This is a genomic window from Propioniciclava sp. MC1683 (assembly GCF_014164675.1).
Classification (GTDB): Bacteria; Actinomycetota; Actinomycetes; order Propionibacteriales; family Propionibacteriaceae; genus Propioniciclava.
The window spans coordinates 87766-111918 of the sequence record NZ_JACJFX010000002.1 but is presented as its reverse complement, the minus strand read 5'-3'; the positions used below and the strand labels follow the sequence as shown (position 1 = coordinate 111918).

Here is a 24153-nt window from a genome sequence, read left to right as displayed (position 1 = left end):
TCGCGGCGCCCCCGGGTGAGAGACTGGGGGCGTCCGCGACGAGAGGTGACCGATGAAGCGCAGTGCCCTGGCAGCCACGACCCTGGCGGTGCTCGCCCTGACGGCCTGCACCGGCCAGTCGGGGGCGGCGACGCCGAGCCCGACGCCCGTGGTGACCCCCACCGCGCTGCCCACGTCGACGGCCACCCCGTCACTCACGCCGCAGCCGGTGGAGTCGGGCACGACGACCACACCCAGCGCCGCCCCGAGCGCGACGCCGCCGAAGCGCACCGCCGCCCCGCACACCCCGCGGCCCACCCCGACCGCAGACAACGAGATCCCCGGCGCCCTGGGCACCCTGCCCGAGGGCTTCTCCCTCCCCGAGGAGGACCGCCCCGGCGACGAGGAGGTCTCGGCGTTCACGACCGCCGTCTGGCGTGCCTCCTGCCCCGACCGGGTGCTGACCCTCGCGTCGGCGTCCGGGATCACGGCCACCCGCGTGAAGGAGTCGGTCGGCCCCGAGCACGTCGTGGGCAACGGCCTGTTCGTGTTCGCGGACGCCGCGGCCGCCCAGGCGTTCATGGCCGAGCTGGGCACCCAGCTGGCCTCGTGCGCCACGGAGGGCCCCGACACCGACAACTGGCGCACGGTCCAGGCCACCGACCCCCTGGCCGACCTCGGTGAGGAGGGCCTGCAGGTGCGGCAGTGGTCGGAGTGGGACACCGGCGAGGGCTGGGTGGTCGCCCCCGGGGCGTCCCTGGAGTACCTCGCCCGCGAGGGCCGCTACGTCGCGCTCACCTACGAGGGCGGCGAGTACCTGGGCGACACCGCCGACCTCCCCGACGTCGTCACCGACGCCGAGACCCGCATCACCGTGATGCTGGACCAGCTGGGCTGACCCCCGGGGCGCGATTCGGCACGGCAGGGGCCAGGCCCTGCTCGCCGTCGGGTGACGGCGAGCAGGTACGTCAGTAGCCGATGGACTTCAGGTAGGCGCGGGAGTCGGCGATGCAGTCGAACGGGTCGCGCCCGTAGGTGTCGTCCTGCTCGATGAAGAAGTACTCCGCGCCCGCGTCGATCGCGGCCGGCAGCAGCTTGGGCCAGTTCATGTTGCCCTGGCCGACCTCGGCGAACTGGGCGATGTTCAGGAAGCCCTGGAAGCCCCCCGCCACGTCACCCGACATCATCTTGTCGACGGCCTCCTGCGGCACCGCCACCACGCGGAAGTCCTTCACGTGGATCAGCTTGCACACGCCCGAGTACTCCTCGAGCATGTCCAGCGGCGCCATGCCGCCGCGCTGCACCCAGTGCAGGTCGACCTCGAACTTCACGCTGGGCGCGACCCGGCGGACGATGTCGAACATCCGCTCCCCGTCGAACTGGGCCAGGTCGACGTGGTGGTTGTGGTAGCACAGCGTGATCCCGTCGGCGGCCAGCCGGGACGCCGCGGGCTCGACCTCGGCGGCCCACGCCTCGCAGGCCTCCTTCGACACCATCGCGGTGAACGGCATCATGCCGATGCGGACGAACCGCGTCCCGAGGCGACGGCAGTCGGCGACGATCTTGTCGTAGTGCTCCTCGAGGTTGTCGCCCGTCGCCGTCGGGCCCGGCTTGAGGGCGACCGACAGCGCGCCGACCTCGATGCCGAGCTCGTCGCGACCGCGCTCGAGGGCGGCGGTGTTCGTCTCGTCCATGGGGATCTGGCTGACCTCGACGGCCTTCAGGTCCATGGCGGCGAGGCGCTCGAGCACGGGGTACATGCCCTGCTCGGCGACCTGCTCGCGCAGCATCATCATCTGGACACCCAGCACGGCCATGGTTCAGCTCCTCGTCTCGAACTTGCCCTCGGCGGAGATGCGCTCGTTCAGCTGGGCGAGGTAGGCGTCCTCGTCGAAGTCCTCGAGGGAGACCTCCTGACCGGTCCAGCTGGAGAGGTGGATCGCGTTGGCGAGGCGGACGCCGTGGATGCCGTCGGCACCCGGGGCCAGCAGCTCCTCCTCGCCGTGGATCGCGGCGGCGAAGTTCCGCATGACCTCGCAGTGCTGGGCACCCCAGACGTTGCCGTACTCCTTGGTCTCCTCGCTCATGAGCTCGGAGCGGTCGAGCTGGCCCGTGAAGAGCTTCGCGACGGCGTCCATGCCCATGTTCTGGCTCATGACCTCCTCGTCCTCCTTCAGACGGGTGATCTTCACGGTGTTCGAGCCGTCGACGACGATCTTGCCCTTGTCGCACAGGATCTCGAGGCGGTCGGTGCCGTCGATGTCGTGCACGCAGGTGATGAACGTGCCGGTCGCGCCGTCGCCGAAGTCGACGAGCGCGTTGACCTCGTCCTCGACCTCGATGTCACGCCTGAAGCCGTAGGCGACCTTGGCGAAGACGCTCTTGGGCACGCCACAGATCCACTGCCACAGGTCGAGCTGGTGGGGGGCCTGGTTGACCAGGACGCCGCCGCCCTCGCCGCCCCACGTCGCCCGCCACTCGGACTGCGCGTAGTACGGCTGCGGGCGCCACCAGGTGGTGATGATCCACGAGGTGTGGCGCAGCTTGCCCAGCTCGCCGGAGTCCATGAGGGCCTTGAGGTCCTTGTACAGCGGGTTGGTGCGCTGGTTGAAGAACACGCCGAACTTGAGCTCGGGCTTGGACGCCGCGTACTCGATCAGCTCGTTGGCCTGCTTGGTGTAGACGCCGACCGGCTTCTCGACCAGGGCGTGGATGCCCTGTTGGAGGGCGTAGATGCCCATCTCGGGGTGCAGGTAGTGCGGGACGGTCGTGACCACGGCGTCGACCTCGCCGGAGTCGATCATCTCCTTGTAGTCGGCGTAGAACGGGACGCCGTAGGCGTCGGCCTGCTCCTTCTTCTCGGGCAGGATGTCGCAGATCGCACCGATGCGCATGTTCGGGACCATCTCGGCGTCCAGGAACTTGGCGTACATGCCGCCCTCAGCACCCAGGCCGATGATGCCCAACCGGACCTTGTCCTCCGCCATTGCACAGCTCCTTGTCATGTGGTTGTGGAATTCAGACTAGGTCGGCACGACCTCCCGGGGGCGAGGCCCCGGAAAGTTGCCGCAGGTTGCTCGAGGCGCCGTCAGAAACCGGAGACCTGGTAGGTCGCCTTGAGGATCTGCAGGGACTTCATCGCCTCGGCGGGACTGATCCAGAAGGGTTCCGGGTCGTCCACCTTCGCGTAGAAGTCGCGCACGAGGAGTTCGTGGGAGACCCCCCAGTACGAGCGACCGCCCGACGGCGCCTGGCGCTCCTCGTAGCGGTCGGTGCCCCGGCCGTCCTTCCAGGTGACGCTCAGCCCGTTGCGCAGCGACACGTAGGCGTTGTCGCAGTCCAGCTCGAGCTCGACCGGCCGGTGCTGCGGCGCGGTCAACGTCGCGTAGAACGCGGTCTTGAGCCCCGAGGCGTGCGTCAGCAGCATCTCGGCGGTGTCCTCGACCTCGCTGACGTCGCCGAACCGGTGGGTCGCCACGTGGCCGGCCACGTCGACGACGTCGCCCATGAACCACTGCACCAGGTCGAGGGTGTGGATCGCCTGGTTGATCAGCAGGCCGCCGCCCGACTCCTCCCGGGAGCCGCGCCACGGCTTGGCCTTGTAGTAGTCGGCGGTGCGCGTCCACACCACGGAGGCGTAGGCGCCGTGCACCGCGCCGAGCTCGCCCGAGTCGAGCAGCCGGCGGAGCTCCTGGCTCGAGACGTTGTACCGGTTCTGGAAGCAGATACCGACCTTCGGCGAGGTCAGGCCCTGCGCCTCGCGCCGGGCCATCACGTCGACCAACCGCTGGCCGTCCTCGATGGACGCCGCCAGCGGCTTCTCCTGGATGACGTGGACGCCCCGCTCGAGGGCCTCCAGCGTCGGGGTGATGTGCTGGTGGTGCGGGGTGGTGATGTGCACGACGTCGGGTGCGACGGCGTCCACGAGCTCGGCGACCGACGCGAACGCCGGGACGCCCAGGGCTGCGGTCGCCGCCTCGCGGCGCTCGGCGTCCGTGTCGACCACGCCGACCAGGTCGACGCCCTCGATGCACACGATCGCCTCGTGGTGGATGATCGCGACGTCGCCCCACCCGACGATGGCCGCACGGCTCACCGCCATGAGATGCCCTGCTCGCGGAAGATGCCGGTGATGGCGTCGTACGCCGTCGTCCACAGGTCGGGGCCGCACAGGCCGCCGAACGCGTCGAAGTCGCCCAGGTGGGGCTCGATGGAGAAGAACCCGTCGTAGCCGTCGGCGGCGAGCGCGGCCACGAGCTCGCGGACCTGGCCGTCGCCCTCGCCGGCCGGCAGCACCTTGTTGTGCCCGTTGGCATCGAACTCGGTGCCCGAGGCGTCCTTGACGTGGATGTAGTCGGTGTACTCGCGCACCTGCGGGTAGGCCTCGTCGAACGGCTTCACGCCGCACTGCACGTAGTTGGCCGGGTCGAAGATCGCGCGGTAGTTCGGGGAGTCCATCGCCGTGACCAGCTCGACCACGCGCTCGGGGGTGTCCCCGTAGATGTCCTTCTCGTTCTCGTGCAGCATCGTGACGCCGCCGGCCTCGGCGAGGCGGACGAACGCGCGCGTGCGGTCCATGACCTCGTCGCGGTACTGCTCCGGGTCCTCGCCCTCGGGGATGAAGAAGCTGAACATCCGGATGTAGCCACAGCCGAAGAACTTCGCGACCTCCACGGCGTGGGCGGAGCGCTTGAGGTGCTCCTCGAACGGGTCGGTGATGACGATCTTGCCGATGTCGGAGCCGACCGAGCTCAGGCGGATGCCCGCGGCGTCCAGCTTCGCCTTGGCCTCGTCGAGCTGCTCGGGGGTCAGGTCGAGGACCTTGGTGCCCCAGGCACTGCGGAACTCGACGTGCTTGATGCCGAGCTTGGTCAGCAGGGCGATCTGTTCGTCGAGGTCCCGGGAGATCTCGTCGGCGAATCCGGTCAATGTCCACATGGGCGTGCTCCTCAGCGTCGATGCGGTGGGCTCTGGATTCACTCTAACCACGTCCCACGTTCCCGGAGCGGGGTTGCCGTCAGTGGCCTCGACGCCGCACCACCGTGAGCGCGCAGGCCGCCGCCCACGCGACGAGCGCCAGCAGTCCGATGTTGCGCAGGGTGAGGAACAGCAGTGCCCGGTCGGTCAGCGGGCTCCGCTGGAGGAGGTGGTCGTAGTACACGGGGTACACGGCGGTCGTCAGGGTGCACAGGCCCAGCCCGAGGGCGAAGGTGACCAGCGATGGACCCAGCGGCGGGGCGTCCGGGCCGCCGCGGAACGCGAACCCGACCAGCACCGCCAAGGGTGCGGCGAGCCAGACCAGGTACTGGGGGCTGAGCGCGCGCGAGGTGACCACGAACGTGCCGACGAGCACGAGCGCGAGCCAGGCGATCGTCCGCGGGTCGGCCCCGCGCCAGAACCACCACGCGAGCAGGGCCACGCACGCTACGGCCCCGGCGAGCGCGGCGACCTGGGCGACCCCGATCCAGCCGGCGACCGACGGGCCAACCAGCTCGTAGGCCTTGAACGTCGAGTACCAGACCCGGTACGCCGGGTCGTCGGCCCAGGCCTGCATCGGCAGCGTCGCCGGGACGGCCTCGATCTGCAGCCCCCGGTCGCGCTGGTAGGCCAGCGGGCTGAGCAGGCGGTCCCACCCCGCGACGGCGAGGCTGACCGCGACGAGCGCGATGCCGGTGGCGGCCAGGCCGAGCGCGGGTGCCGCGACACTCACCCTCCTGACACGGGAACGGGCTCCGGAGGTGTCTCGCGCGTCAGGAAGGTGAGTGTCGCGGCGGCCCAGCGTGAGCGGGAACAGCACGATCGGCCACACCTTCAGGCCCGTGCCCAGGCCCACCAGGACGGACGCCGCCACGCGTCGGCCCTCCATGGCCAGCAGGACCGCCGCCCCGGCCACCACCGCGGGGAGGAGGTCGAAGCGGAGCAGCACGAGCGGCCCGAGGGCGGACGTGAGGCCCACCCAGGCGAGCACGGCGACGGGGCCGAGCCGGCGTCCGAGGAGGAGGGCGAAGGCGGCGTCGGCCAGGGCGGTCATCACGACCACCGCCTGGCGGTAGGCCTCGTAGTCGGTGGCGCCCAGTTCCCAGGGCAGGAGCAGGAGCAGCGCCGCGGGGGTCGGGTACTCGAGCAGGACGCCGGCCACCCCGCCGCCCGTGCGGGCGAGCTCCTGGGCGGTGAGGAAGTAGTAGTAGGTGTCGCCGTACTGGGCCGGGACCACGACCCAGGCCCACACCGACAGCAGCTTCGCCGCCCCCCACACCACCACGAGGGTGAGCACGAGCGCGGCCTCGGCGGGCGCGTCGGCGCCCCAGCGCGGACGGCGGTCGGCGACCAGCGTCACTCCTTGCCGACCATCCCGAAGTCGGTGCCCTCGTAGCCGTCGGGGCGGTCGTCCCAGCCGGTGGGGTCGAAGGCGCGGCGGCCGCGGCCGAGGGCGTCCCGATCGAGGACCTCGGGCCCGGGGCCGAACGAGGGGGTCGAGGGGGCGGCCTGCTGCTGCGGGGGCAGCCACGGGGCGGGCGGCGGCTCGGGCGTGTTCGCGAGCATCGCCTCCTCCCACGGGTCGCGCTCGGGTTCGACGGCCGGGCGGGGCGGGGCCGGCGGCGTCCGGTCGGGGGTGGACGGCGGGTGCAGCTGGGTGTTGCGGCGGGTCGACACCAAGACGAGAACGACGAGCACCGCGAGAGCGATGAGCAGGCCGACCCCGAAGATCAGCAACAACGTGGGAGCAGCCATGTGCGACGTTCCTTTCCGATTGGCCCCAGCCTACCGACCGCCGACGGTGTGGGCCGGGCGCCCCCGCGCAGGGTGCGCCCGGCCCGGGCTCGTGTGTCGGTCAGGGCGTCAGTTCTTGCCCTTGCCCTTGGCGTTGCCCCGGTTGCCGGTGTCCAGGCCGACGACGATCGGGTCGTGGTCGGAGCTGGCGAAGGCGTCCGGGGCGTCCCCTCCCCCTCCCCGAACCACGGTCGGACCCCGCGGCGGGGGTGTCACCCACCCGGGGCGCCCCATCCCAACTGCCTGCCCACTAGCATCGTCACCATGCAATCCGGGGACCCGATCACCATTGCCCTGGTCAACGACTACGACGTCGTCGTACAGGGGCTCAACCAGCTCTTCGAGGGGGACGAGCGCTTCCGCGTGCTCGAGCTCGAGGCCGGCGGGTTGCCGGACCGCCCCGTCGAGATCGCCCTCTACGACACCTTCGCCGACGAGGACGACACCGAGAAACTGCGCACGCTCGTGGAGCTGCCCGAGGTCGGACGCGTCGTCGTCTACTCCTGGACGTCCGAGCCCGAGCGCGTGGAAGAGGCCCTCGCCGTGGGGGCCGCCGGTTTCGTCTCGAAGCAGCTCACCGCCGACCAGCTCAAGGACGCGCTCATCCGCGTCCACGCGGGCGAACGCGTCGTCGAGGGCGGCCCCGAGCCCGAACCCGAGCCCGACGATGCCGCCGACCCCGGCGTCCCCAGCGCCAAGGCGGGCGGCATTCATGATCCTGGTCTTCGGCCCGCTGGCGTCCGTCAAGCCCGCCGACGTCGCCGAGTTGGCGTTCCCGCTTCTCATCGCCTTCCTCTTCGGGATCGTCGGCATCGCGCTGTTCGCCGGCCTCACCGGCAAGCTGCTGGGCTACAGCGTCCCGATGTCGATCGCGATCGGGCTCACCTCCCTCTACGGCTTCCCAGGCACGATGATCCTGTCGCAGGAGGCCGCGCGGGGCGCCGGCGAGACTCCGGAAGAGGTCGCCGCGATCGAGGGCGAGATCCTGCCCAAGATGATCGTCGCGGGCTTCTCGACCGTCACCATCACGTCCGTCATCGTCACCGGCATCATCGCAAGCCGCATCGGCTCCTGACGCTGCCTGCCCCACCACGCCCTCGGAAAGGAAACCCCATGCCACTGGCTCCCGTGGAGTACGCGGTGATCGCGTTCGACGGCACCAGCGTGACCGGCGAAGTCGCCCCGGCCGAGGTCGCCGAAGCCGCCCTGTCCACCCACCTCTCCCCCACCGATGCACCGACCAGCCAGGAGCCAGCATGATTCGTCAACGCCGCCGGGGTCCCGGCCTCATCGGGGCAGCCGCCCGCACCGCCGTCATCGCCGGCACCGCCACCAAGGTCTCCGGGAATGTCGCCGCCAAGCAGTCGGCTCAGGCCGAACAGGCCGCCCTGGCCGAGCAGGCGAGGATCCAGCAGGCCGTCGCCCAGCAGGTCGCCGCCACGCAGCCGCCCGCGCCGCCCGCGCCGGCCACACCGGTCCCGCCGGCGTCCGGGGACGTCCTGGACGGCCTGGAGCGGCTGGCCGCCCTGCACCAGCAGGGCGCGCTGACCGACGTGGAGTTCTCTGCCGCGAAGGCGAAGCTGCTCGGACTCTGAGCCGAGAGGGCGTCAGCCCTTCTTGCGTCGCAGCAGGAGCCCGGTCGCCAAACCGGCCAGGAACATGATCGTCAGGGTCGTCCACTGCGGTGCCGTGAACGTGAAGGTCAACAGGTCGACCTGCGCCGGTGCGCGGTTCTGCAGGATGAAGGCGATCGCGAGCACCGCGATCACCACGCCCAGCCAGACCCGCGGGTTCGTCGCCAGTCCGCGCCAGAAGTCCCCGCCCTCTTGAGCGCCCATGGCTTCCTCCTGTGGTGTGCTCCGCCCGGAGGCGGATGAGGCCATGATGCCAGCGGACGCCGGCGCGGCGAATCACCCGCACCGGGTGGTGACAGGCCGGGCATCCGTGGACACGATGGACACAGACACCCCCGCTCAGACCCGCGGGGCTGGGAAGAGAGGCAACACATGTCGGAACTCATCATCATCGGTTACGACGACCACCTGCAGGCTGAGAAGGCGCACGACCGCGTCCTCGAGCTGCAGCGCGACCACATCGTGAAGCTCGCCGGCCTCGCGGTCGTCCGCGTGGACGACGACGGCAAGAAGCACGTCGACACCCCGGCCAAGGGCCTCGTGGGGACCGGCGCGGCGTCCGGCGCCCTGTGGGGCATGCTCATCGGGCTGCTCTTCCTCGTGCCCGGCGTCGGCCTGGTCCTGGGTGGCCTCTGGGGCGCGCTCATGGGCCGCCTGGGCAAGGCGGGCATCGACGACGCGTTCCGCGACCGAGTCGAGGGACTCCTGGAGCCCGGCAAGGCGGCCGTGGTCGTGCTCGCCACCAAGCTGACCGAGGACAAGTTCGCCGCCAGCATGGGCGAGTTCGGCGGCACCGTGCTGAAGACGTCGCTGTCTGACGAGGACGAGAAGGCCCTGGCCGAGGAACTCGCCTGAGTCCCATGCCAGCCACCGGGGTTCGTCTCGACCGGACACCTGCCCGCCGCCGCGTCCGTGGCGGCGGCGGTGCGGGAGGCCCACGCGCGGTTCCGGGGCACCTCAGACGGCAGCCCGTCGACGGTCTACCCGGCGCTGGGCCGCGCCGACCCGGACGCCTTCGGCATCTGCCTCGTCGACGTGGACGGGGAGTCCCACGCTGCCGGGGCCGTGGACACGCCCTTCACGATCATGAGCGTCGCGAAGCCGTTCGTCTTCGCGCTCGCCTGCCGCGCCCGGGGTGCGGAGCGCGTGCGTGAGCTGGTCGGCGTCGACGCGACCGGCCTGCCCTTCAACTCGGTCGCGGCCGTGGAGGGCAGCCCGGACGGCCGCACCAACCCGATGGTGAACGCGGGGGCGATCCAGACGACGGCCCTCGTCCCGGGCGCGACGCCCGACGAGCGGTGGGCCGCCATCTCCGACGGACTCTCCGCCTTCGCCGGACGCCCCCTCGAGCTGGACGCCGAAGTGTACGCGTCGGCGTCCGCCACCAACGACGTCAACCGGGCGCTCGCCTGGCTGCTGAACGTCCGCGGCAGGATGACGGGGGACCCGGACGTGGCGCTCGACCTGTACACGCGGCAGAGCGCCCTGGCGGTGACCGCGCGCGACCTGGCGGTGATGGGGGCCACGCTCGCCGACGGAGGGGTGAACCCGCTGACGAAGGAGCAGGTGCTGCCCGCCGAGCTGTGCCACCACGTGCTGGCGGTCATGGTGGTCGCCGGGCTGTACGAGAGCTCCGGCGACTGGTTCTACCGCGTCGGGTTGCCCGCCAAGAGCGGCATCGGCGGCGGCATCGTCACCGTGTCCCCCGGCAAGGGCGGCCTCGGCACGTACTCCCCACCGCTGGACGCCGCCGGCAACAGCGTCCGCGGGCAGCTCGTGGCACGCCACCTGTCCGCCGGGCTGGGGCTGGACCTGCTGGCGTCCGCCCCGGCGCCGTGACGAGGGGGCTGGCATGGCGGGCACGTTCACCGGCCTGACCGAGTCCGAGGCACGGGTCCGGCTCGCAGCCGGCCAGGACAACACCACGAACCTCAAGCCGCTGCGCACCCTGCACCAGGCCCGCCGGGAGAGCATCTTCACGGTGTTCAACCTGAACTTCGTGGGCCTCGCCCTGATCCTGGTGCTGTTGTCGGAGTGGATCGGCGCGGCCCTGACGATCCTGCTGTTCGCGATCTCGCTGTCGCTGCGCACGCTGCAGGAGTCGCTCGCCGCGAGACGCATCGCGGCTGTGCGGGACGCCGCGCACGTCCGCGCCACCGTCATCCGCGACGGACGCCCCCGGCTGGTCGACAGCGACCACATCGTGCCCGGGGACCTGCTGGTCGTCTCCCCGGGCGACCAGTTCCAGGTCGACGGCGTCGTGGCCGCCGGCAGCGTGCTGGTCGACGCCTCAGTCGTCACCGGACGCCGCGGCTGGACCCGCTGCCAGGCCGGCGACGAGGTGTTCGCGGGCAGCGTCTGCCTGTCGGGCAAGGGCCGCTACGTGGCCACGCGCGTCGGTCCGGACCGGACGATCCACGCGCGCCTGGCCCAGCGGACGGCGCTGGCGTCGCGACCCACCCCGCTGGAACGCCTCGTGGCGAAGATCCTCACGGCCCTGCTCGTCGTCGTCGTGGTGTACGCGACCATCCTCCTGGCCAAGTACTTCCGCCTCGACGTGGGCGAGCCGGGCGACGCCTTCGTGGACGCCGCCCCGGTCATCTTCTCGCTGGCCCCCACCGGCCTGTACCTCATGATCATCGTCTCCTACGCCATCGGCACCGCCGACCTGGCCCGGATCGGGGCGGTGGTGCAGAGCGCCCGGTCGGTGGAGCTCCTCGCCGAGTCGACCGTGCTGTGCGTCACCGACGTCGGCCTGCTGTCGGGCACGTCGATGCGCGTCGAGCCGCTGCCGCGGCCCGAGGACGCCGGGGACGAGGCCTGGCCGGACCCCGCCGAGTTGCACCGCATCCTGGGGGACATAGGGCGCAGCACGTCCCAGAGCACGCCCGTCTCCGCGATCGTCGCCCGGTCGTTCGAGGGCGAGGGGCGGGCCCTCGTCGTGGAGGCACCCCACCTGGCCACCCTTGGCTGGACGGGCCTGGCCTTCGACGACCCCGACGACCCCCACCTGTACGTGATCGGCGAGCCCCGCGTCTTCGGCGTCCCGTCGGCCGCCGACGAGGCGCTGGTCCTGGCGCGGGGTCCGGTCGACGCCCCCCTCGCGGACGCCGACGGCCGACCTCACCTGCCCGCCGGGCTCGTGCCGCTCTGCGTGGTCGAACGCCGCCGCCACCTCCACCCGGACGCCCCGGCCGTGGTGCGCGACTTCGTGGCCTCCGGCGTCCGGCTCAAGGTGTTCTCCACCGAGGATCCCGACGCGGTGCTCGTCACGCTGCGCGAGGCCGGGCTCACGGCGTCCGACGAGCGTGACCTGCTGCCCGGCGGCGGGCTCTCCCGCTCCGGGCTCGAGGCTATCCCGCGCGAGCAGTGGGCGGCCGCCGCGCGCGACCACCGCCTCTTCGGCGGGCTGACCCCCGACCAGGTGGGCGAACTCGTGGCCCTGCTGCGCGCCGGCGGTGACCGCGTGACCGTGGTGGGTGACGGCCTGAGCGACCTGCCCGCGATGCAGGAGGCCCACCTGTCGGTGGCCCAGCAGGCGAGCTCGCAGGCCGCGCTGGGCCTGGCCGACATCGTGCTGCTGAACGACTCCCCCGGCGTGCTGCTGTCGGTGCTCCACCGCGGTCAGGCGATCGTGCGCGGCCTGCTCGACGTGATGAAGCTCAACCTCTCCATGGTGGTCTGCTCGGCGTTGCTGATCGGGTTCGTGCGCCTGTTCGGCGTGGGGTTCCCCTATGTGGCGGGGCAGGGGTCGATCATCTCGATCCTCGCGGTCACGATCCCGTCGGTGCTGCTGCCGCTGTGGGCGCGACCGGGGCCGGTCTCGAGCCGGCGGTACCCGCTGGTCCTGGCCCGGTTCGTCGTCCCGGCGGGGGTGCTGCTCAGCCTGGCCACGTTCGGCGTCTACCTCGTGTTCGTGTCACGCACGTCCGACGTGCGGCTGGCCCAACTCGCCGTCACCTACACGCTGCTCTACGCGGGGCTGGCGTTGTCGGTGCTGGTCCAGCCGCCGCGGCTCCGCCGCCCCGTGCGGGCCGGCGCCGCCCCGGCCCGCGACTGGCGGGCCACCGTGCTGGCGGCGACCCTGGCGCTGGTGGGCACGCTGGTGCCCCTGGTGCCGCTTGCCCGCCGCCAGTACCGGATCGACTTCCTGCCGCACCCGACCGACTACCTCATCGTGCTCGGGGCGGTCGCTGGCTGGGCGCTCGTGCTCCACCTCGTCTGGCGCGCCTTCCCGCGCGTCGACTGACCGCGCTCGGAGCCCCTTGGCGGCGAACGTTGACCACCCGAGGCGGGGCACGTCCGCACCATCGGGTGGTCAACGTCGGCCGCCAGGGCCGTTGGGCTGCCTCAGCCGCGCTTGAGGCGGGCGGCCGTCGCCCCGTCCGCGCGCCGCAACTCAAGGTTGTCCCCCTCGACGCTGACGGTGGCCGCCGACTCCAGGGCGGCGACCAGGGCGGCCTCCTGCTCCATGACGCCGGCCGGCTCGGCGCACGCCATCCGCGTCGACATGAAGGGCCCGAGCTTGATCGCGGTCCCGTCGAGCGTGTAGCCGCTGTTCAGCCGGTTGCAGCCCGCGGTGCCGCTCACCGAGTCGTCGGTGAACTCGAACGTCGGCGTCGTGCCCTCGATCGGGCTCACCACGGCGGAGGCGCCGTCGTGGTAGCCGAGCACCTGCCACGTGCCGGCCAGTTCCTCCGACTGCGCGGAGAACGCGACCAGCGCCTTGCCCGCCTCGTCGCTCAGGGTCAGCCGGTCGGCCGCCAGCGCGAAGGTGCGCGCGGCGCCCAAGGAGGTCAGGAACGCCGCCTCCTGCGCCATGACGGCCTCGTCGCACGCGATCATCGTGGACGCGACGGCCGCGTCGATGCGGATCTCGGTGCCCGTCGTGGAGTACCGGGTGGTGAAGCGGTTGCAGCCGCCCGAACCCGTCAGCGCGCCATCCGCGCCGAACGCGGCCGTCAGCGTGCTGTCGGCGGCGGGCGGCGCACCGTCGAGGTCCGCCACCTCCCACCGCGTGTCCGCCAGGGGCGACGCGGGCGTGGTCGGCTCCGGCGTCCGGGCCGGCTCGGGCGAGGCCACCCCACCGGCACAGGCCGTGGTGGCCAGCGCCACCAGCAGCGCGAGGGCGCCCACCCGGCGGATCCGTCCTCTTGTCATGTCGACCTCCCAATCTTCCGGGCCCGCGCGCGGGCCGCATCGTCGTGCTTGTGTCAGGGTGCTTCTGCCAGGGTGACGGTCACCGTCGACCGGCTGCCCTCCCGCAGCAGGTCCAGCTCCGCCCGGTCGCCCACGGCTGCGGTCGCCAGCAGGCGGCCGATCGTGAAGGAATCAGCCGCGCTCCCGTTGATGCCCACGACGAGGTCGCCGGCCCGGACGCCCGCCGCCGCGGACGGGCCGCCCGCGAGCACCGACTGGACGAACAGGGCCGACGGCACCCCGAGCGGCCGGGCGGCCGCGGGCGGTACCGGGGCGTAGGACAGGCCGAGCCAGGGGTGGGTCGCCCGCCCGTCCGCCACCAGTTGGTCCGTGACGCGGCGCACGGTGCTCGCCGGGACGGCGAAGCCCAGCCCGACGCTGCCGCCGCCGGCCACGCCCGAGGCGTCCGGCACCGTCGAGATGACCGTGTTGATGCCGACCACCCGCCCCGCGCAGTCGACGAGCGGGCCGCCCGAGTTGCCGGGGTTGATCGACGCGTCGGTCTGGACCGTGCCGGCCAGCACCGTGGTGCCGCCGCCGGCCACCGGCGCCAGCACGTCGCGGTGCAGGGCGCTGACGATGCCCGTCGTGACCGTGCCGGACAGCCCCAGGGGTGCGCCGAGCGCGAGGACCTGCTCGCCCACGCGCGGGATCGTGTCGCCGATGGCGAGCGTGGCCAGGTCGGACGCCTCGACCTGGAGCACGGCGACGTCGGTCTTCGGGTCCGTCCCGACCAGCGTCGCGGGCTTCCGCTCGCCCGTCGCCAGCAGGACGCTGAGGCGCGCCGACCCGGCGATGACGTGGTCGTTGGTGACGATCCGGCCCGTCGGCGTCAGGACGGCACCGCTGCCCGAGCCGCCCGTGGACTCCGCGAACACCGTGACGACCGCACCCGCGGCGTCCGCGGCCACGGCCGCCGTGTTGCAGGAGCCGGCCACCGGCGTGACCCGCGCGACGAAGAAGCCGGCGGCCCCGCCGGCGACCAGCCCGGCGGCGAGGCCGATGGCGACCAGACCCGCCACCGGGCTTCGCGGGGCGTTCGTGGCCATGGCTCAGCCCACGACCGGCAGGTAGCCCGGGCCGAGCGGGATGCCGAGCAGGAACCACGCGAGGAACAGGACGGTCCAGACCACGAAGATCGTCACCGAGTACGGCAGCATCAGCGCCACCACGGTGCCGATGCCAGCCTTCCGCTGGTAGCGCGCCGCGATCGTGGCGATGAACGGCAGGTACACCATCAGGGGCGTCAGCGCGTTCACCGGGGAGTCGGCGAGCCGGTAGGCCGCCAGCAGGGTCTGCGGCGCCACGCCCAGCCTCATGAACAGCGGGACGAAGATGGGCGCGAAGATCGCCCACTTCGGCAGCGCGCCCGGCATGATGAAGTCGAGCAGCACGATCACCACGATGAAGCCCAGCAGCAGCGGCACCGCGCCGATGTTGGCCGTCTCGAGCAACTCCGCCAGCGCTCCGGCGAGCACGCGCGGCATGTTCGTCCAGTTGAAGAACGCGATGAACTGGGCGATCATCAGCAGCATCAGCACCATGCCCCCCAGACCCGAGAAGGTCTTGGTGATGGCCCCGAGCACGTCGCCGCTGCTCGTCATGGTGCGTGCGCCCACGCCGTAGCAGATGCCCGACACCAGGAACATCAGCATGATGATGAACAGCAGGCTGTCCATGAACGGCGAATTGCCGATGATGTTGCCCGTCTCGGGGTCACGCAGGGGCGCGCCCGGCGGGAAGGTGGCCAGCGCCACGATCGCCACCACCAGGCCGAACCCGATGAGCGCGAACCGGGAGCCGCGCTTGTCGGCCTCGGGGGCGATGTCGGCGGCGTCCGTGTGCCCGGCCGTGCCCTCGGACGGGTCCCATGTGCCCAACCGGGGCTCCACGATCTTCTCGGTGACCACGGCCGCCGCGAACGCGAGGATCAGCGACATGGCGACCATGTAGTACCAGTTGGCCACGATCGTGATCGGCTCGCCGCCAGCCAGGGCGATCGCTTCGTTGGCGATCTCCGTGATCATCGCGTCCGTGGGCGTGAGCGAGATGTTGACCATGAAGATCGCCGCCACGCCGGCGAAGCCGGACGCCAACCCGGCCAGCGGGTGCCGGCCGACACTGGCGAACGCGGCCGCCGACAGCGGGATCAAGATGAGGTAGCCGGCGTCGGAGGCGACCGACGACAGGACGCCCACCAGGATCAGCCCGAAGCTCAGGGCCCACGGCGGCAGGGCACCGACCAGCTTGCGGATCAGGGATCCGAGCAGGCCCGACTCCTCCGCCACCCCGGCGCCCATCATCGCGATGAAGACCACCGCGACGACGCCGAAGCCGGCGAAGTTGTTCACGAACGACGAGAAGATGAACCGGACGCCCTCAGTCGAGAGCAGGCTCTTGATCGGGATCGTCTCCTCGACGATCGTCCAGTCCGCCTGGTAGGGCCCCTCGGGCGCGATCATGCCCGGCTGGGTGGTGTCCTCGTAGTAGTCGTACTGCGGGGCCCCCTGCTCCACCGGGACGGCGATCTGCTCGGTGATGGAGACCCCGGCCAGGGCGAGCCCCCACGACAGCGCGATGATCAGCAGGATGAGGTACCCGAACATCAGCGCCGGGGGCGGCACCTTGTTGCCCAGCCGCTCGATCGCGGCGAGCATCCCCTTCTCGGGCGGGCCGGACGCCTCGACCGTCGGCTCGGCGGTGCTCATGGCTCGCCTCGGGGCACCCGGAAGTTGAGGGCGAGGTCGACCAGCAGGCGGGCCCCGAACCCCGTCGTGCCCTTGTTGCGCCACTTCACCGCGGAGCCCGATTGGGCGGTACCGGCGATGTCGATGTGCGCCCAGGGCACGCCGCCCACGAACTCGTTGAGGAACAGCGCGGCCGTGATCGACCCGGCGTTCGGGCCGCCCATGTTGCGCAGGTCGGCGATGCCGGAATCCAGCTCTCCGCGGTAGCGCTGCGCCAGGGGCAGCTCCCACACCGGCTCGTCGACCCGCTCGGCAGACGCCTTGACCTGGTCGACCAGGCCCGCGTCGTTGCCCATGACGCCGGCGATCTCCGTGCCGAACGTGCGCAGGCACGCACCCGTGAGGGTGGCGATGTCGACGATGGCGTCCACAGGCTCCTCGGTGGCGAGCACCAGCGCATCAGCCATGACGAGCCGTCCCTCGGCGTCGGTGTTGATCACCTCGACGGTCTTGCCACCCCGCATGACGATGATGTCGCCCATGCGGAGCGCCGATCCACTGGGCATGTTGTCGGTGCACATCAGGTAGCCGGTGACCTGGGCCGTGCACCCAAGGTCGCGCAGGGCGGTCATCGCGCCGAGGATCGCCCCGGCACCGGTCATGTCGTTCTTCATGGTGGCGTGCACCTCGTCACCCGGCTTGAGGGCCAGGCCGCCGGCGTCGTACATGATGCCCTTGCCGACCAGGGCGAGGCGCCCCGTCGGCTCGCCCTCGGGGCGGTAGACCAGCTTGATCATCATCGGCGGCTCCACGCTGCCGAGGTTGACGCCCAGCAGACCGCCGCAGCCGAGTTCGACGAGAGCATCCTCGTCGAACAGCTCAACGCTCAGGCCGGCCTTGGCGCCGAGGTCGGCCGCCACCTCGCCGAGCCGCGTGGCGGTCAGCATCCCGCCGGGCAGCCCGGCCACGTCGCGGGTCAGCTTCGTCGCCCGGACGAGGACCTCGCCACGGGCCAGGCCCGCACTCAGGGACTCGGCGCGGTCGGCGCCGGCCACCAGCGTGAACGAGTCCAGCCGTGCTTCGGGGCCCTCGGCGCCGATCCGGTGCACGTAGCGGGCGAGCGCCGCGCCCTCGACGGCGGCCGCCGCGGCGTCGGCATCCGGCACCGCCGTCTCGGGCAGCACCAGGGCCAGGTCGACCTGGCCGGGGACCGCTCGAGCGAAATGGGAGGCCGCGTCCCGCAACACCGCGGCGTCGGCGTTCGCCCGGTCACCGGCGCCGACCAGGACGACCACCGACTCCGCGCCGGGCAGCACGAGGGTCTTCCCCGGCTCCGGTGCGAAGCCGAGTGCGGCCACCCGGGCCGCATCCAGGCCGGACGCCGCGGGCGGCTCCTCCCCGGTGAACACGAGGTGGCCGACGGCTCCCCCGGACGGGGCGGCGTCGCTGACGGACAGCCCGAGCTGGCGCTGGGGGAGGGTGAACGGCGGGTACGGCGCGCTGTGTGTCATGGTTCGGATGCTAGGAATCGCGCGCCCGCGGGGCATCACCCGTGGCGGGTGATGTGCCGTCCGGCCGGTGCGGGCAGGCTCACCGGTGGCCGGCGGGGCGACCGCGGCCGGACGACGAAAGGCCTGAGAACCGTGAGCGCTGCCGTGATCACCCTGATCGTGCTGGGCGCCACGGTCGCGTTCTTCGTGTGGGACCGCCTCCCGGTGATGGTGGTGGCCCTCTGCGTGCCGGTGGCCCTGTGGGCCACCGGCGTTCTCGACCTCGGCGAGGCCTTCGCCGGGTTCGGTGACCCGACGATCATCTTCATCGCGTCGCTGTTCGTCGTCAGTGAGGCGCTGGACGCCGCGGGCGTCACCACGTGGGTGGGGGGCGTCGCGCTCCGGCTGGCCGGGGAGAGCCGCGTCCGCCTCGTGGTGGTCATCCTGCTCCTGGTCGCCGTGGTGACCGCGGTCATCACGCCCAACGGGTCGGTCGCGGCGCTGACCCCCGTCGTGGTGGTGCTGGCGATCCGCGCCAAGCGCTCGCCGTCGGAGCTGCTCATGCCGCTCGCGTTCGGTGCGCACGCGGGCTCGCTGCTCATGCTGACCGGCTCGCCGGTGAACCTCGTGATCGCCGACTACGCCGAGGCGGCCGGCGTCGGCCCGTTCGGGCTGTTCGCGTTCGCGGCCGCCGGCGTCCCCCTCGTGCTGGCGACGATCATCGTCGTGGTGCTGCTCGGCCCCCGCCTTGTCCCCCACCGGACGCCGGGGCGCTCGCTGCGCGACCTGGGCGGCCAGGCCACCGTCCTCTCCGAGCACTACGCGCTGGGCGACGACCAGCCCGTCCGCCTCAGCCGCGGCGTCGGCGTCATCGAGGCCGTCATCCCGCCACGGTCGACGTTCGTCGGGGACACCGCCTACCCGGGCATGCCCACCGAGAGCGGACGCCTCGTCGTGCGCGCCGTGCAGCACAGGGGCGAGGACGTGGGGGCCAAGCACACCCTGCACGCCGGGGACACCCTGCTGCTCCAGGGCGCGTGGGAGGACCTGGCCGAGGCGGCGCAGGATCCCGACATCCTGATCGTGGACGACCCCGAACTGGTGCGCCGGCAGGCCGTGCCGCTCGGCACCGGCGCCAAGCGGACGCTGGTGATCCTCCTGGCGATGATCGTGCTGCTCGCCACCAACATCGTGCCCGCCGCCATCGCCGGGCTGCTCGCCGCGCTGGCCGTCATCGTCACGCGCGTCCTCACCGTCCGCCAGGTCTACGCCGGCATCGGCTGGACGACCGTGATCCTCGTCGGGGGGCTGATGTCCCTCTCGACGGCCATGGTGAAGAGCGGCGCCGCCGAGCAACTGGCCGACGGGCTCGTCACGATGGTCGGTGAGGCGGGGCCCTACGCCCTGCTGGCGGGCCTGTTCGTGGTCACCGCTGTGCTGGGGCAGCTGATCAGCAACATGGCCACGGCCTTCATCGTCGTCCCGGTCGGGCTGGCCGCAGCCGCCGAGATGGGGATCTCGCCGGCGCCCGTCCTGATGGCCATCGCCGTGTTCGCCGCCGCCGCCCTGCTCACCCCCGTGGCCACGCCCGCGAACCTCGTCGTGATGGAGGCCGCCGGCTACCGCTTCGGCGACTACTGGAAGCTCGGCCTCGTGCTCATCGTGCTGTACGGCCTGGTCGGCATCTTCCTGGTGCCGATCCTCTGGCCGTTCTGACCCCTACTCGGCGGCCGCCGGCTCGGGCAGCAGGCCGACCTGGCGAGCCTTGCGCACCGCCTCGCGGCGGGAGCCCACCTCGAGCTTGCGGTGCACCGACTTGAGGTGCTGCTTGACCGTGTTGACCGAGATGTCGAGCGCGTCGGCGATCTCGGCGTTGGATCGCATGGTGGGCAGGTAGGCCAGGACCGCCAGCTCCCGCTCGGTCAGCGCCTCGACGGGCCGCGCCGGGGCGGCCGGTGTGCCCTGGGCGTCGCGCGCCTCGAGCAGGGCGTCGACGAAGTCCGCGTGCCTCCCGTCGACCTCGCGGTGGCGCACGAGGATCGCCTGCAGGCGCGGGCTGGGATTCCTGAACGGGGTTGTGAGCCCCGCACCGTGCGCCAGCTCGATGGCCTCGCCGATCGCCTCGGTGGCGAGCGCGTCGTGGCGCATCTGGTCCTCGGCGAACGCGATCGCGATCCAGGCCAGCACGCTGATGGTGGCCGGACGCCGCACGACGTCGGCGAGGACCTCCCGGACCCGCTCCGGCTGGCCGGAGGCCAGCAGCACGTGGGCACGGACGATCCGCAGCGGGTCCACCTCCAGCGCCGTGGCCTCGGACGGCGCGGCTGCACCGGTGGCCCCGGCGGCGCGGGCCGCTTCTGCCCAGACTGCTTCCCGGCGGTCGTGCTCGGCGAGGATTCGTTGCGCACCCTCGACCGACCGGTTGACCTGCAGCTCAGCGAGGGCCGCGACCGACGCCCACAGCCGCACCGCGTAGATCAGTCCGGGGTACGCGGCCAGGTGGTCGGCGGCCCGCGCGAGTTCGCGCGCGGCACCGGCCGGGTCGCCGACGTGCTGGGCCGCGCGGCACCGGAGCAGCATCAGGACAGCCGTCGTGAACGGGTCGTGTCCGCGGGCCGCCGCCTCCTGGCCCGCCTTGAGGTACCGCATCAGGTCGGCGGTGTCGCCCCTCTGCAGGGCCAGGATGGCCGACGCTAGCCAGGCGGTCTGCGTCTCGGACGCGGTCGGGCCCCCGAGTTCGGTCGCGAGCGCCCGGGCAGCCTGCGCCAGCGTCTGCGCGTCGGTGATGTCTCCGCTGATGGCCAACGCCAGGGCCATGTTCCCCGTCCGCCACACGTCGTCGTAGCCGCTGAGCGGACTCCTCGTGTCGGCCCTGTCTGCCTCCCGCAGCGCGGCCACCGCCGCCAACGGCCGGCCGAACCACAGGTGCCCCAGGCCGACCATGCTGAGCGGCGCCCCCCGGTGGCACGCCCACCCCGGCGCATCCTCGGCGTCGAGACCCGCGAGCAGGTCCACGGCGTCGAGCGCAGCCCGCGTCATCGCCGCGGCGTCCCCGGCGGCGCGGGCGAGCAAGGACTCCATCATGCGCGTGTTCAGCAGGGCGACCGAGCGGTCCGGTTCGTCGAGGCCGCCGAGCAGCGGGGCGGCGCGTTCGACCAGCGACGTCGCCGCCGCGTACTCGTGGCGGCCCAGTGCAGCCGCTGCACGGATCAGGAGGACCGGGCCGTGCTGGGCGGGCCCCAGGTCGGGGATCCGGTCCAGCGTCAGCCCGAGGAGGTCCGTGCTCGCGTGGAGGAGTTCGACCGTGCCCGAACGCAGGGCCACCCGGATGGCCAAGGACCAGTCGCCGCTGGCGATGGCATGATCCAACGCGGTCAGCCACTCCCCCTGTCCCTCGAACCAGTCGCTAGCGCGGGCGTGCAACTCACGCATCAGGGCCGGATCGATCCGCCGCAGCCGCGCCCGGAGCATCTGCAGCAGCAGGGGGTGGTACCGGAACCAGCCCGTGCCGGAGAGCTCCGCCACGAGCGGCGCCTCCCCGAGCCGCTCCCGCAGCGTGTCGACCAGTGAGGAATCGCCGGTCAGCGCGACCGCGAGGGGCCCACAGATGCGATCAGCGACGCAGGTGCGGGTCAGCACATCGAACAGCTCGGCCCCGAGGCTGTGCTCCAGTTCTTCGGTCAGGTAGCCCGCGACCATTGGCTGCTCGCCCCGGAAGCCGGCCAGCGCCTTCCGGGGGTCCGGCGCGCCCGACATGGTGAGCAACGCCAGACGCAGGCCGGCCACCCAGCCCCCACTCACCCTCAGCAACTCGTCCACGAGCACGTCGTCGGCCATCAGGCCGTGTGCCTCGACGAGGTCGCCGATCTCCTCCCGGCGGAACTCCAGGTCCGCGGCGCGCACCTCGCCCAGGCGTCCGGCCAACCGGTGACGATGGAGCGCGAGGACGGGCACGTGCCGGGAGATGAGCACGGTGTGCATGCCTGCGGGAGGGATCCGCAGGAAGTGGTCGAGGCCGGCCAGCGCGTCCGCCCCCAGCTCGTGGACGTCGTCCAGTACGAGGACGACCTCGTGACCGCCGACGCGGTCGCGCAGCACATCGATGAACGCCGGCTCGATCGTCCCCGGCGGCTGCAGTTCACCCAACGTGAGCGCGCCCAGGGACGATGCGAGGGCAGCGATGATCGCCGACCAGAGTCGGGACGGGGTGTCCAGCGTCTTGTCGAGGGTGACCCAGGCCACCGGGCCCGGAACCTGACCCCCACGGATCCAGGCGGTGACGGCGTTCGTCTTGCCCGTACCCGGGCCCCCGGTGACCAGGGTGAGCGGGAGCGTCGCAGCGTCATCGAGCAGGTGGATGAGGCGTGGGCGAGCCACGTGGAACGGGGACGGCTGTGGCGCCGAGAGCCTGGCGATGCTCAGGCCGACCGGAGCCTCGAAACGCTGCATGGGTGGGACATCCCTCGATCGTGCGAACGCTGTCATGGACAGGTTATCGTTCAGTCCTTGGTGGGGCACCACGCATCCGGTCGCAAGTGGACCTCCCTCACCTCGAGGGCCAGCTCCTCCAGCCGCGCGAGCACGGCGAAGAGGGCGTCCTGGTCCGCCACTGCCACCTCGAGCGTCGTGCACACCGCCTCATCAAGCGACGCGGCGCCGAACTCGGGGGCGAGGTAGTCGGCCACGTAGCCCTCGACCTGGATGCGCGCGGTCGCGGAGGGGGCGCCGTTCGGCTGGCGTGGCAGCAGGCGTTCGACGTCCTCGACGGCCACCCCCGCCATGTGGAGTCGTTCGAGGAAGCCGAGGAGCGAGGCCATGTCGGGCACGGTCCCCCACAGCAACCGGGCGCCGGCGGCCGGGCTCTCGACGAAACCATCGAGTTCCTCGCGCACGGCAGAGGGCAGTTCGCCTCGGACACCGATCCGGACATGGAGGGCGGTCACGGTCCCCATCGTCACGGAGGTCCTGTCCGGCCGCATCCCCCTTGTCGGGTCATTCGGAGAGCGACCTCCCCGTTACCTTTCTGGTGACCCCGTAGGGCGGGGTTACGGTCGCCGGGCCCGGCATGACTTACTGCCCCTGTCTCACGCATGATCCGGGGGTGTTGTCACCGGGCCTGGTGGCGCCAGATGACCGCTGATAGGGACACGGCCTCAACACAGGTCTCTTCGTAACGTGGGTGCCGGCAGCTGACGCATCACCACTCCGACGACCGTCGTTTCGATGGAAGGATGGTGGCCGTCATGCACAACGACCTCGGCTTCGACATCTGGTGCGGGCTCGACGTGGGCAAGCAAGCCCACCATGCCTGCGCCCTCGACGCCGCCGGCAAGAAGGTGTTCGACAAGCCCTTGCCGCAGGACCAGTTCAAGCTCGAAGACTTGTTCACGAGGCTGTCCGAGCACGGTCGGGTGTTGGTGATCGTCGACCAGCCCAACACGATCGGCGCGCTGCCCATCGCCGTCGCCCGGTCGATGGGCATCCAGGTCGCCTACCTGCCAGGCCTCGCGATGCGAAGGGCCGCCGATCTCTATCCGGGCAACGCGAAGACCGACGCGCGCGACGCGTTCGTCATCGCCGACGCCGCTCGAACGATGCCGCACACCCTTCGCCGGGTCGACCTGGGCGAAGAGACCTTGGCGGAGTTGAAGGTTCTGGTCGGGTTCGATGAGGACCTGGCTGCGGAAGCGACTCGGTTGTCGAACCGGATCCGGGGACTGCTCACGCAGATCCATCCCGCGCTGGAACGCGTTGTCGGACCCCGATTGGCCACCAGGCAAGGCCTCGCTGTGATCGAGCAGCTCGGCGGACCCCAAGGCATGACCGCAGCATCGAAGTCCAAGCTGCTGCGGGTCATCACCAAAGCCAACCCGCGTCACGCCCAGAACTTCGCCGACGCCATCACCCAGGCCCTGTCCGAGCAGACCGTTGTTGTTGCCGGGACTGCCGCGGCCGAACAGGTTCTGCCGAAGCTCGCCGCTTCCCTGCGCCAGCCGTTGGACCAGCGCTCCGAGTTGGCTGCGCAGGTCGAGAAGGTCGTTGATGCTCACCCTCTTGCCGAGGTCCTGACCTCGATGCCAGGCGTCGGGGTCAGGACCGCAGCACGGATCCTGCTCGACGTTGGCGACGCCTCCTTGTTCCCGACCGCCGGACACCTGGCCGCCTACGCCGGCCTCGCACCCGTCACGCACCGCTCCGGAACCAGCATCCGGGGCGAGTTCCCAGCCAGATCGGGAAACAAGCACCTCAAACGGGCCCTGTTCCTGTCATCGTTCGCCGCGCTCAGATCCGATCCCGTCAGCAGGGCCTACTACGACCGGAAACGAGCCCAAGGCAAGAAACACAACGCCGCACTCATCTGCCGCGATCCGCGCGACCTGGCCCGGAAGTGCT

General features: G+C 71.7%; 22 protein-coding genes and 1 pseudogene. 9 read left to right on the top strand and 14 right to left on the bottom strand.

Annotation, left to right across the window (positions count from 1 at the left end; all coding sequences use genetic code 11):
* Positions 1-52 precede the first annotated feature (52 nt).
* The gene (locus H5397_RS02440) at positions 53-877 is read left to right on the top strand and encodes a hypothetical protein (RefSeq protein WP_182814725.1); all 825 of its coding nucleotides are present in this window, start codon (positions 53-55) and stop codon (positions 875-877) included.
* A 70-nt stretch (positions 878-947) separates the two neighbouring features.
* Here H5397_RS02440 and H5397_RS02435 read toward each other — a convergent pair whose 3' ends face one another.
* The 7 genes from H5397_RS02435 to H5397_RS02405 form a co-directional block, all read right to left on the bottom strand.
* Positions 948-1796, bottom strand: coding sequence for a sugar phosphate isomerase/epimerase (locus H5397_RS02435; RefSeq protein WP_182814724.1), 849 nt, complete (start codon positions 1794-1796; stop codon positions 948-950).
* Positions 1797-1799: 3 nt separating this feature from the next.
* Positions 1800-2966 (bottom strand): Gfo/Idh/MocA family protein, encoded by a 1167-nt coding sequence (locus H5397_RS02430; RefSeq protein WP_182814723.1) that lies wholly within the window; start codon positions 2964-2966, stop codon positions 1800-1802.
* Positions 2967-3067: 101 nt separating this feature from the next.
* Positions 3068-4081 (bottom strand): Gfo/Idh/MocA family protein, encoded by a 1014-nt coding sequence (locus H5397_RS02425; protein ID WP_182814722.1) that lies wholly within the window; start codon positions 4079-4081, stop codon positions 3068-3070.
* Positions 4072-4917, bottom strand: coding sequence for a sugar phosphate isomerase/epimerase (locus H5397_RS02420; protein ID WP_182814721.1), 846 nt, complete (start codon positions 4915-4917; stop codon positions 4072-4074). The genes H5397_RS02425 and H5397_RS02420 overlap by 10 nt, the downstream gene beginning before the upstream one ends.
* Positions 4918-4996: 79 nt before the next feature.
* Entirely contained in the window at positions 4997-6316 is a 1320-nt protein-coding gene (locus H5397_RS02415) for a glycosyltransferase 87 family protein (protein ID WP_182814720.1), read from the bottom strand.
* On the bottom strand, positions 6313-6711 hold the full coding sequence (locus H5397_RS02410) for a hypothetical protein (RefSeq protein WP_182814719.1): 399 nt from the start codon (positions 6709-6711) through the stop codon (positions 6313-6315). The genes H5397_RS02415 and H5397_RS02410 overlap by 4 nt, the downstream gene beginning before the upstream one ends.
* A gap of 108 nt (positions 6712-6819) precedes the next feature.
* Positions 6820-7464 carry a hypothetical protein gene (locus H5397_RS02405; RefSeq protein WP_182814840.1) on the bottom strand — a complete coding sequence of 215 codons (645 nt, stop codon included), beginning with the start codon at positions 7462-7464 and terminating at the stop codon, positions 6820-6822.
* Here H5397_RS02405 and H5397_RS02400 point away from each other — a divergent pair.
* From H5397_RS02400 to H5397_RS02390, 3 genes are read left to right on the top strand one after another with little or no spacing between them, the layout of a single operon-like run.
* Complete coding sequence (locus H5397_RS02400) at positions 7463-7825, top strand: hypothetical protein (protein WP_220491924.1); 363 nt, start codon at positions 7463-7465, stop codon at positions 7823-7825. The genes H5397_RS02405 and H5397_RS02400 overlap by 2 nt on opposite strands.
* A gap of 38 nt (positions 7826-7863) precedes the next feature.
* Positions 7864-8010 carry a hypothetical protein gene (locus H5397_RS02395; RefSeq protein WP_182814718.1) on the top strand — a complete coding sequence of 49 codons (147 nt, stop codon included), beginning with the start codon at positions 7864-7866 and terminating at the stop codon, positions 8008-8010.
* Positions 8007-8345 (top strand): SHOCT domain-containing protein, encoded by a 339-nt coding sequence (locus H5397_RS02390; protein WP_182814717.1) that lies wholly within the window; start codon positions 8007-8009, stop codon positions 8343-8345. Before H5397_RS02395 ends, H5397_RS02390 begins: the two co-directional genes overlap by 4 nt.
* Before the next feature lie 12 nt (positions 8346-8357).
* Here H5397_RS02390 and H5397_RS02385 read toward each other — a convergent pair whose 3' ends face one another.
* Positions 8358-8588 (bottom strand): hypothetical protein, encoded by a 231-nt coding sequence (locus H5397_RS02385; RefSeq protein ID WP_182814716.1) that lies wholly within the window; start codon positions 8586-8588, stop codon positions 8358-8360.
* 168 nt (positions 8589-8756) lie between these two features.
* Here H5397_RS02385 and H5397_RS02380 point away from each other — a divergent pair, with 168 nt between their 5' ends.
* Genes H5397_RS02380 through H5397_RS02370 form a run of 3 tightly spaced genes read left to right on the top strand, consistent with a single transcriptional unit; the run spans position 8757 to position 12633 of the window.
* Positions 8757-9239 (top strand): DUF1269 domain-containing protein, encoded by a 483-nt coding sequence (locus tag H5397_RS02380; RefSeq protein ID WP_182814715.1) that lies wholly within the window; start codon positions 8757-8759, stop codon positions 9237-9239.
* Positions 9240-9278: 39 nt separating this feature from the next.
* The gene (gene glsA, locus H5397_RS02375; RefSeq protein WP_182814830.1) at positions 9279-10223 is read left to right on the top strand and encodes a glutaminase A; all 945 of its coding nucleotides are present in this window, start codon (positions 9279-9281) and stop codon (positions 10221-10223) included.
* A 13-nt stretch (positions 10224-10236) separates the two neighbouring features.
* The gene (locus H5397_RS02370) at positions 10237-12633 is read left to right on the top strand and encodes a hypothetical protein (protein WP_182814714.1); all 2397 of its coding nucleotides are present in this window, start codon (positions 10237-10239) and stop codon (positions 12631-12633) included.
* Positions 12634-12734: 101 nt separating this feature from the next.
* Here H5397_RS02370 and H5397_RS02365 read toward each other — a convergent pair whose 3' ends face one another.
* Genes H5397_RS02365 through H5397_RS02350 form a run of 4 tightly spaced genes read right to left on the bottom strand, consistent with a single transcriptional unit; the run spans position 12735 to position 17781 of the window.
* The gene (locus tag H5397_RS02365) at positions 12735-13544 is read right to left on the bottom strand and encodes an META domain-containing protein (protein WP_182814713.1); all 810 of its coding nucleotides are present in this window, start codon (positions 13542-13544) and stop codon (positions 12735-12737) included.
* A 53-nt stretch (positions 13545-13597) separates the two neighbouring features.
* A complete protein-coding gene (locus H5397_RS02360; protein ID WP_182814712.1) occupies positions 13598-14632 on the bottom strand; it encodes a S1C family serine protease in 1035 nt (344 codons plus the stop codon).
* A 3-nt stretch (positions 14633-14635) separates the two neighbouring features.
* Positions 14636-16291, bottom strand: a complete 1656-nt coding sequence (locus H5397_RS02355; RefSeq protein WP_182814711.1) for an AbgT family transporter — start codon at positions 16289-16291, stop codon at positions 14636-14638.
* Positions 16288-17781 (bottom strand): M17 family metallopeptidase, encoded by a 1494-nt coding sequence (locus H5397_RS02350; protein ID WP_182814710.1) that lies wholly within the window; start codon positions 17779-17781, stop codon positions 16288-16290. Before H5397_RS02350 ends, H5397_RS02355 begins: the two co-directional genes overlap by 4 nt.
* A 132-nt stretch (positions 17782-17913) precedes the next feature.
* Between H5397_RS02350 and H5397_RS02345 the strand changes: the two genes are divergently transcribed.
* Positions 17914-19476: an SLC13 family permease gene (locus H5397_RS02345; protein ID WP_182814709.1), complete on the top strand. Its 1563-nt coding sequence runs from the start codon at positions 17914-17916 to the stop codon at positions 19474-19476.
* A 3-nt stretch (positions 19477-19479) separates the two neighbouring features.
* On the opposite strand, the gene H5397_RS02340 is transcribed toward H5397_RS02345, so the two are convergent.
* On the bottom strand, positions 19480-22209 hold the full coding sequence (locus H5397_RS02340; protein ID WP_182814708.1) for a LuxR C-terminal-related transcriptional regulator: 2730 nt from the start codon (positions 22207-22209) through the stop codon (positions 19480-19482).
* A 50-nt stretch (positions 22210-22259) separates the two neighbouring features.
* Complete coding sequence (locus tag H5397_RS02335; protein ID WP_182814707.1) at positions 22260-22703, bottom strand: hypothetical protein; 444 nt, start codon at positions 22701-22703, stop codon at positions 22260-22262.
* Positions 22704-23003: 300 nt separating this feature from the next.
* Between H5397_RS02335 and H5397_RS02330 the strand changes: the two are divergent.
* Positions 23004-24119, top strand: a pseudogene (locus H5397_RS02330) (IS110 family transposase); the annotation flags it as partial.
* Between the last annotated feature and the right edge of the window lie 34 nt (positions 24120-24153).